Source organism: Kineococcus glutinatus (assembly GCF_039542765.1).
GTDB classification, from domain to species: domain Bacteria; phylum Actinomycetota; class Actinomycetes; order Actinomycetales; family Kineococcaceae; genus Kineococcus_A; species Kineococcus_A glutinatus.
In genome coordinates this window covers 1-3,065 of the sequence record NZ_BAABIL010000604.1, presented here as the reverse complement: position 1 = coordinate 3,065, position 3,065 = coordinate 1, and the positions used below count along the sequence as shown (strand labels likewise).

The 3,065-nt window shown below is 72.4% G+C and carries 5 protein-coding genes; 2 read left to right on the top strand and 3 right to left on the bottom strand.

What is annotated here, in order from left to right:
• A partial coding sequence (locus ABEB16_RS18870; protein ID WP_345713752.1) for an L-rhamnose mutarotase occupies positions 1-284 on the bottom strand: 284 nt, incomplete at its 3' end.
• A 102-nt stretch (positions 285-386) separates the two neighbouring features.
• Between ABEB16_RS18870 and ABEB16_RS18865 the strand changes: the two genes are divergently transcribed.
• Positions 387-926: a nitroreductase family deazaflavin-dependent oxidoreductase gene (locus ABEB16_RS18865; protein WP_345713751.1), complete on the top strand. Its 540-nt coding sequence runs from the start codon at positions 387-389 to the stop codon at positions 924-926.
• 147 nt (positions 927-1,073) lie between these two features.
• Entirely contained in the window at positions 1,074-1,625 is a 552-nt protein-coding gene (locus tag ABEB16_RS18860; RefSeq protein WP_345713750.1) for a cupin domain-containing protein, read from the top strand.
• A 462-nt stretch (positions 1,626-2,087) separates the two neighbouring features.
• On the opposite strand, the gene ABEB16_RS18855 is transcribed toward ABEB16_RS18860, so the two are convergent.
• Positions 2,088-2,558, bottom strand: coding sequence for a hypothetical protein (locus ABEB16_RS18855; protein ID WP_345713749.1), 471 nt, complete (start codon positions 2,556-2,558; stop codon positions 2,088-2,090).
• Positions 2,559-2,669: 111 nt separating this feature from the next.
• A complete protein-coding gene (locus tag ABEB16_RS18850; RefSeq protein WP_345713748.1) occupies positions 2,670-2,936 on the bottom strand; it encodes a hypothetical protein in 267 nt (88 codons plus the stop codon).
• Positions 2,937-3,065: the final 129 nt, after the last annotated feature.

Genomic DNA, 3,065 nt, shown 5'->3' with positions numbered 1-3,065 from the left:
GCCGTCGGGACGGGCTGCTGGCAGGGGTCCGTCAGCCGCCACCACTCCCGGGTCGCGGGGTCGGCGGCGATGGCGGCGGTGTCGGCGGCCCAGTCGGTGCCGCTGTACTCGCAGTAGGAGAACAGCACCCCGTCGCGCAGGAAGATCGAGTAGTTCCCGATGCCGCTGTCGCGCAGCCGCTGCAGCACGGCGGCGGGGACGGCGGCGTGCAGGCGGCGGTACTCCGCCTCCGCCTCCGGGCGCAACCGGATGACGGACGCGAAGCGCTGGACGGGTGCGCCCATGGTCTCCTCCTCGGGGCGGACGGCGCTCGTGGCGCGGGCACCGTAGCGCCGGGGCGGTCACCGTGGCGGCAGCCTTGTGCCAGGTCGCGCCACCCTGCCAGCATGCGTGGTCCGCACGGTGTGCCGGAGCAGGAGGTGACCGTCGTGCGCCGACCGGTGAGGGCTCTCGTGGTGGCGGCAGCTGCCGGCCCCACCGCCGTGCTCGCAGTCGTGGGCGTCGTCGTCGTCGGGATGCGCACGCGCAACCAGACCGTGCTCACGGCGGTGCGGCGGGTGAACCGGGCGGTGACCAACCCCCGGCAGGTGCGCACGGCCGGGCAGGCCGGGGCGCGGGACTCCCTCGTGCGGCACACGGGCCGCCGCAGCGGGCGGACCTACGAAACGCCGATCACCGCGATCCCCACCCCGGACGGGTTCGTCATCGGTCTCGCCTACGGCCGGCGCACCGACTGGCTGGCCAACGTCCTGGCCGCAGGCTCCGCCACCGTCGTCCACGACGGGCACGAGCACCTCGTCGGGCACCCGCAGGTCGTCCCGCTGCAGGACGTCGCCGACCAGCTCCCCGACCGGCAGGTGCGCTTCACCCGGTTCTTCGGCGTGGAGGAGTACCTCGTCCTGCGGAGGGTGCCCGCGCGGGGGTGAGCGCCCGGCGGGGCCGCCCGCGGGATGCGGCCGCCGCCGGTGCTCGGCAGCACGAGCGAGTGCTTGACCCGGAGCACTCGCGCGAGTACCAAGAGTGCCGTCCGGTGGTGCGTTTCCACCGTGTGGCCCCGCTGGTGGGAGGACCTCATGAGCAGTCCGCTGGAGTCCGCGGGTTCTCTCGAGGAGGCGAGCCGGCTGGGGCGTGCGCTGCCGCTGACCGCCGTGCCCGGCCCGCACGGACCGGACCGGCCGATCGGGAGCATCGGTGTGGGTTTCCGCCTGGGCGGCGAGCACACGGGCGGTCGGGTGGCCATCGTGGAACACCCGTTCCCACCCGGCGCGCTGGTACCTCCGCACCTGCACACCCGCGAGGACGAGTTCTCCATCGTCACGTCCGGCACCATCGGCTTCCGCTCGGGGGACGACGAGGTGGTGCTCGAGGCCGGTGGCTACATCGTCAAGCCCCGCGGGGAGCTGCACACGATGTGGAACGCCGGGACGGAGGAGGCGCGCATGATCGAGGTCATCACGCCCGCGGGCTTCGAGCGCTTCTTCGCCGAGCTGGCCGACATGTTCGAGTCCGGCGCTCCCGGCCCGGACGACATGCAGGAGCTGACCGCCCGCTACGGCGTGTTCTTCGACCCCACGTGGGTGCCCGAGCTGATGCAGCGCCACGGTTTGCGCTCACCCTTCGGCTGAACCGCGAACCGACGGCGCCGGCACGGGCGCCCACGGACGAGGCCGAGGACGCGACGCCGGATCGTCCGGGGTGATCGGTGTCGGTCCCCCGGGTGCTGGGCTTCCACGAGCTGCACGTGCCCTTGGACGTCCTCACCGTCCACGACACCGTCGTCGACGAACTCCCGCACGATGACCGCAGCCCAGACCGGGAACCTGCAGCCAGGTACCTACGAGCACACCTTCAAGGGTGAGTGGACGGCCGGGAAGTGCCGGAGCCGATCGCGGCCTCGGGGACCGTCCAGGCCCGGCTGACGATCACCGTGACCCACGGGGACGGCATACCTGCGAGCCCATCGCAGACCCGCTGATCCCTCGACGGTGCGCCTCACGCAAGGCGCGCTCTTCGGCGGAGGCGGGCGTCCGCCGGCCGTCTTGATCGTGCACTGAGCACGGCAGACGAGGACGTTTCTGGCGGCGGGGTTATGTCTCGTCGCGGTGTCCGGGCATGGGCTGGCGGAGGAGGTTGTGCGCGTCCTGGATCATCCGATGCTGGTGCGTGCTGCGGTGCTCGGGGTTGTCCTCCCACTCGCTCGCCTCGGAAGCGAAGACGCTGAGCTGCTCTGGACAGTCCAGCGGGTGCCAGGCGTCCTGCCAGATGCGGTGTGCCGCCTCGTAGGGCGTCAGCTCACCGGTGAGCATGGCCTCGGCCCAGGCGTAGGCCAGCTCCCAGCGCGCCTGCTGCTCCGTCAGGTTCGGTGCCCCCAGCTCCTGCAGCGCTGCGGTGACCACCGCAGGCACGCAGGTCAGCTCACCGGGGCCCATGCTGGCCAGCTTTAGCAGCGCCGGGGAGTCGAGCCCGGCCTGTAGGGCTTGCACCGCCCAGGCGGGCATGACCTCCACGTCCAGCTCACCGAGCAGCACGCGGGCACGGACGCGGCGTAGAGACTCCACCGCATGATGCTGCCCGATCGCGCCCGCAGTGCGGCTATGAGCGCGCACTGCGCGACCGGCGGGAGGGTGCGGGCTCAGGCGGTCATCGACGGTGCTCTCCGCGGGACTTGATCAGCCGCCTGGGGTGATCGGCCCGTCCTCCATGAAGTGCCGGCGGTTCTCCTGCAGCTCGGCGATGGCGGCGTCGATGAGCTGCAGCGTGGTGGCGCCGGGGCCTCCTGCGCGGATGGAGCTGCCGCCCCTGGCCAGGTCGCGGACCGTTACCGTCACCGTCCCCAGCACCGGGCGCTGATCGGCCTGGTACAGCTCCCTCAGTTCAGGCGGACAGTCAGGGTCGTCCGGGGAGAAGGCGTGCCAACCGGGGCCCAGGCTGCTCATGGAGCAAGCCTGCCCGTGATGCCTTCCGACGTCACTCCCACTGGTGACCGCACCCTCAACGCGGCATGAGCGAACGCGCCCGCCCGGCGGCAGACGAGGACGTTGCCGGCTGCTCGTGACCGCGCCCGC